The following is a 3,752-nucleotide window of genomic DNA, read 5'->3' as shown; positions in this document are numbered from 1 at the left end:
GCGGCGGAGATCGCGCCGAGGCTGTGCCCGACCAGCGCGACCGGGCGCGCGGCGGCGTCGATTTCACGCAGGATATTGGCGATCCAGGCGTCGCGTTCGGGCCGGAGCCAGTCCTTCTGCTCGACGATGCGGGCGGTGGACAGCTTTTGCGCCCAGCGGCTTTGCCAATGATCGGGGCCGGAGCCGCCGAGGCCGGGCAGAATCAGGATATCGAGGTCTGAGACACGCATGGCCCAGATGTAAGCGGCGCCGGCGCTTTTGGGAAGCGCCGGCGCCGCATTTCATTTCAGCAGCACTTGAAGCCGCCGGTCTCAACGCCGCCGCCGAAGCGGCGGTCCTCGCGATTACGGAAGAATTCCGTGCGGGTCATCGGCTTCTCGTCCGGATGGACGCGGGACCAATGCGCCAGATAGCCGTCGTAATCGGGCTGGCCGCACATCAGCGACGCGGTCTGGCTCAATTTGCGCGCCAGATCGCGACCGATGCCTTTAAGCCTTGACGGGCTGCAGTCCAGACAGATCATCGCCCACCTCCCGGGTCGTGATGTTGGGATTGCCGTAAGCCTTGCGAATGGCCGCGACGCCGGCGACGATCATCGCCACGACCACGAAGATGAAGATGGCGGTGAGACCGGCGTCAACATAATCGTTGGTGATGACGCGGCTCATCTCCTCGACGTTCTTGGCGGGGGCGAGCACCTTGCCATCCGCCAGCGCCGCCGAGAATTTCCGGGCGTGCGACAGGAAGCCGATCGCCGGATTGTCGTCGAACAGCTTCTGCCAGCCGGCGACCAGCGTGCAGATGATGAGCCAGGACGTCGGCATGATCGTGACCCAGGCGTAGCGTTCGCGCTTCATCTTGAACAGCACAACGGTGCACAGGATCAGCGCGATCGCCGCCAGCATCTGGTTGGAGATGCCGAACAGCGGCCACAGCGTGTTGATGCCGCCGAGCGGATCGATCACGCCCTGGTAGAGGAAATAGCCCCAGCCGGAGACGGCCAGCGCGGTCGCGACCAGATTGGCGCCCCAGTTCTTGGTCTGCGCCATCACCGGGACGAAATTGCCCAGCAGGTCCTGGATCATGAAGCGGGCGACGCGGGTGCCGGCGTCGACCGTGGTCAGGATGAACAGGGCCTCGAACAGAATGGCGAAATGATACCAGAACGCCTTCATCGACGCGCCGCCCAGGAACCCCGACAGAATATGGGCCATGCCGACGGCGAGCGTCGGCGCGCCGCCCGCGCGCGACAGGATCGTGTGCTCGCCGACTTCCTGCGCGGCGGTGGTCAGCACGTCGGGCGTCAGCACGAAGCCCCAGGACGAGATCGTCTGCGCGGCCTGTTCGGCCGTGGTTCCGATCACGGCGGGCGCCGCGTTCATGGCGTAATAGACGCCGGGATCGAGGACGCTGGCCGCGATCAGCGCCATGATGCCGACGAAGCTTTCCGTCAGCATCGCGCCATAGCCGATGAAGCGCAGTTCGCTTTCCCGCGAGATCATCTTGGGCGTTGTGCCCGAGGAGATCAGGGCGTGGAAGCCGGAGACCGCGCCGCAGGCGATGGTGATGAACAGGAAGGGGAACAGCGCGCCCTTGAAGACCGGGCCCGTGCCGTCGATGAACTTGGTCACGGCCGGCATGCGCAGTTCGGGCATGACGATGGCGATGCCGATCGCCAGCGCGCAGATCGTCCCGATCTTCAGGAAGGTCGAGAGATAGTCGCGCGGGGCGAGCAGTAGCCAGACCGGCAACACCGAGGCGATGAAGCCATAGGCGATCAGCATCAGCGCTAGCTGGTCGCCCTTGAAGGTGAACAGCGGCGCGAGCGTCGGGCTTTCGGACACCGTCTGGCCGTAGAAAATGCCGGCGATCAGCAGGACGAAGCCGATGCTCGACATCTCAGCGATGCGGCCGGGGCGGATGAAGCGGCTGTAGACCCCCATCAGGATCGCGGTCGGCAAAGTCGAGAACACCGTGAAGGTGCCCCACGGGCTGCCGGCGAGCGCCTTGACCACCACCAGCGCCAGCACGGCGAGCAGGATGATCATGATCGCCAGCACGCCGAATTGCGCGATAATGCCGGCGGTCTCGCCCATCTCGGTTTTGATCATGTCGCCGAGCGAGCGGCCGTCGCGACGCGTCGAGATGAACAGGATGACGAAATCTTGCACGGCGCCGGCGAAGACCACGCCGACCAGCAGCCACAAGGTGCCGGGCAGATAGCCCATCTGCGCGGCGAGAACGGGGCCGACCAGTGGACCGGCGCCGGCGATGGCCGCGAAATGATGGCCAAACAGCACATATTTGTCGGTCGGGACATAGTCGAGGCCGTCATTGCGGCGCATCGCGGGGGTCGGGCGGTTATCGTCGAGGCCGAGGACCTTTTGAGCGATGAACAGGCTGTAATAGCGATAAGCGAGCAGATAGACGCAGATCGCGGCGGTGACGACCCAAAGCGCGTTGATGGTTTCGCCGCGATGCAGGGCGACGGTCCCGAGCGAAAAGGCGCCGATGACGGCGACAAGGATCCATGCGGGCCATGGCAGGTCATAGCCCCTCGTGGGCTGGGCAGCGGTCATTGGCGTTTCCTCCAGGCCCTGCCCTTGAACGGGCGGGCGATTGTTTAGGCGTGAATTTTATCGCCATAGAAAATTTTTTGAAAGGCGCGGCGGGAAATTTTCATTGCCGGGCAAGGGGCAGGGCCAAGCGGCCGCCAATCCGCGCAACAGTCGCATTTCTTGGCGCCCTTGACAGGGTTTGGCGGCCTATATAGTTAGGAAACTATTCATTAGGATCATAACGAAATGTCGATGCTCTATGAGCGGTTCTTCGCCGCCGCGCTACTGCTGCCGCGCCGCTGGCGCGCGGTGATGGACGCCGAAGTGCGCCGCTTCGGCCTGACCGGCGCCACAGGCCGTCCCTTGTTCTATCTGGGCCGGCTCGGCGACGGCGTGCGTCCGAAGGATCTCGCTGAAATCCTCGAAATCGAGCGGCCCTCGCTCGCGCAATTGCTCGACCGGCTCGAAGAATCCGGTCTGGTGCGGCGCCGCGAGGACCCGCATGACCGACGCGGCAAGACGCTTCACCTCACCCCGGAGGGCCGCAAATTGTTCAGCCTGACCAAGGACAAGGCCGAGCATATGGCCGAGCGCCTGTTCGAGGGCGTCGCCGAGGCCGATGTCGAGGCCTGCGAGCGCGTGTTCGAGCGGATCTTCGCCAATGCCGCGCGCGTTCTGGAGGACGGGGCGCAGGCCGGCGGAGACAAGTCCGGCGGAGACAAGAAATGACCGCGACGCGGCAAACGGCGATGGAAGCGATCCGACGGCGCGTTTCGGAAAGCGTCGCGCCGCTCGCCGCGCCCGCCTTGTGGGCGCATGGCGCCCGCACGGCGATCGCCGCGCTGCTCGCCTTGTGGTGCGCCTTCGCCTTGCAGCTCGACACGCCCTATTCGGCGATGACGACGGTGCTGATCGTCTCCAATCCGGTGCAGGGCATGATCCTGGCCAAGAGCGCCTATCGCCTTGGCGGCACGCTGATCGGCGGAATCGCCGGGGTGGCGCTGATGGCTCTGTTCGCCCAGACGCCCGTACTGTTCCTGCTCGGCTTCGCCTTCTGGCTGGCCCTGTGCACGGCGGCCTCCACCCTGCTGCGCGGCTTCCGTTCTTACGGCGCCGTGCTCGCCGGCTATACCGTCGCGCTGATCGCCATGCCCGCCGTGGACCGGCCTGAATCGATCTTCACGCTCGCCATGG

Annotated in this window: 5 protein-coding genes; 2 read left to right on the top strand and 3 right to left on the bottom strand. The window is 65.1% G+C overall.

The window, feature by feature from the left end:
- The 3 genes from ACE3S9_RS16490 to ACE3S9_RS16480 form a co-directional block, all read right to left on the bottom strand.
- Positions 1–230, bottom strand: a 230-nt coding sequence (locus ACE3S9_RS16490; RefSeq protein ID WP_374547566.1) for an RBBP9/YdeN family alpha/beta hydrolase, incomplete at its 3' end; no start/stop codon positions are given.
- Between the two features lie 56 nt (positions 231–286).
- Entirely contained in the window at positions 287–523 is a 237-nt protein-coding gene (locus tag ACE3S9_RS16485) for a YbdD/YjiX family protein (protein WP_374547565.1), read from the bottom strand.
- Entirely contained in the window at positions 489–2,579 is a 2,091-nt protein-coding gene (locus tag ACE3S9_RS16480) for a carbon starvation CstA family protein (protein WP_374547564.1), read from the bottom strand. The genes ACE3S9_RS16485 and ACE3S9_RS16480 overlap by 35 nt, the downstream gene beginning before the upstream one ends.
- 225 nt (positions 2,580–2,804) lie before the next feature.
- Here ACE3S9_RS16480 and ACE3S9_RS16475 point away from each other — a divergent pair, with 225 nt between their 5' ends.
- Positions 2,805–3,287 carry a MarR family winged helix-turn-helix transcriptional regulator gene (locus tag ACE3S9_RS16475; RefSeq protein ID WP_374547563.1) on the top strand — a complete coding sequence of 161 codons (483 nt, stop codon included), beginning with the start codon at positions 2,805–2,807 and terminating at the stop codon, positions 3,285–3,287.
- Positions 3,284–3,752, top strand: a 469-nt coding sequence (locus ACE3S9_RS16470) for an FUSC family protein (RefSeq protein WP_374547562.1), incomplete at its 3' end; no start/stop codon positions are given. The genes ACE3S9_RS16475 and ACE3S9_RS16470, both read left to right, overlap by 4 nt.

It is taken from the genome of Rhodoblastus sp., assembly GCF_041915505.1.
Lineage (GTDB): Bacteria > Pseudomonadota > Alphaproteobacteria > Rhizobiales > Beijerinckiaceae > Rhodoblastus.
Note: the sequence above shows the minus strand (reverse complement) of the source record. Positions and strands in the feature narration are given on the sequence as shown.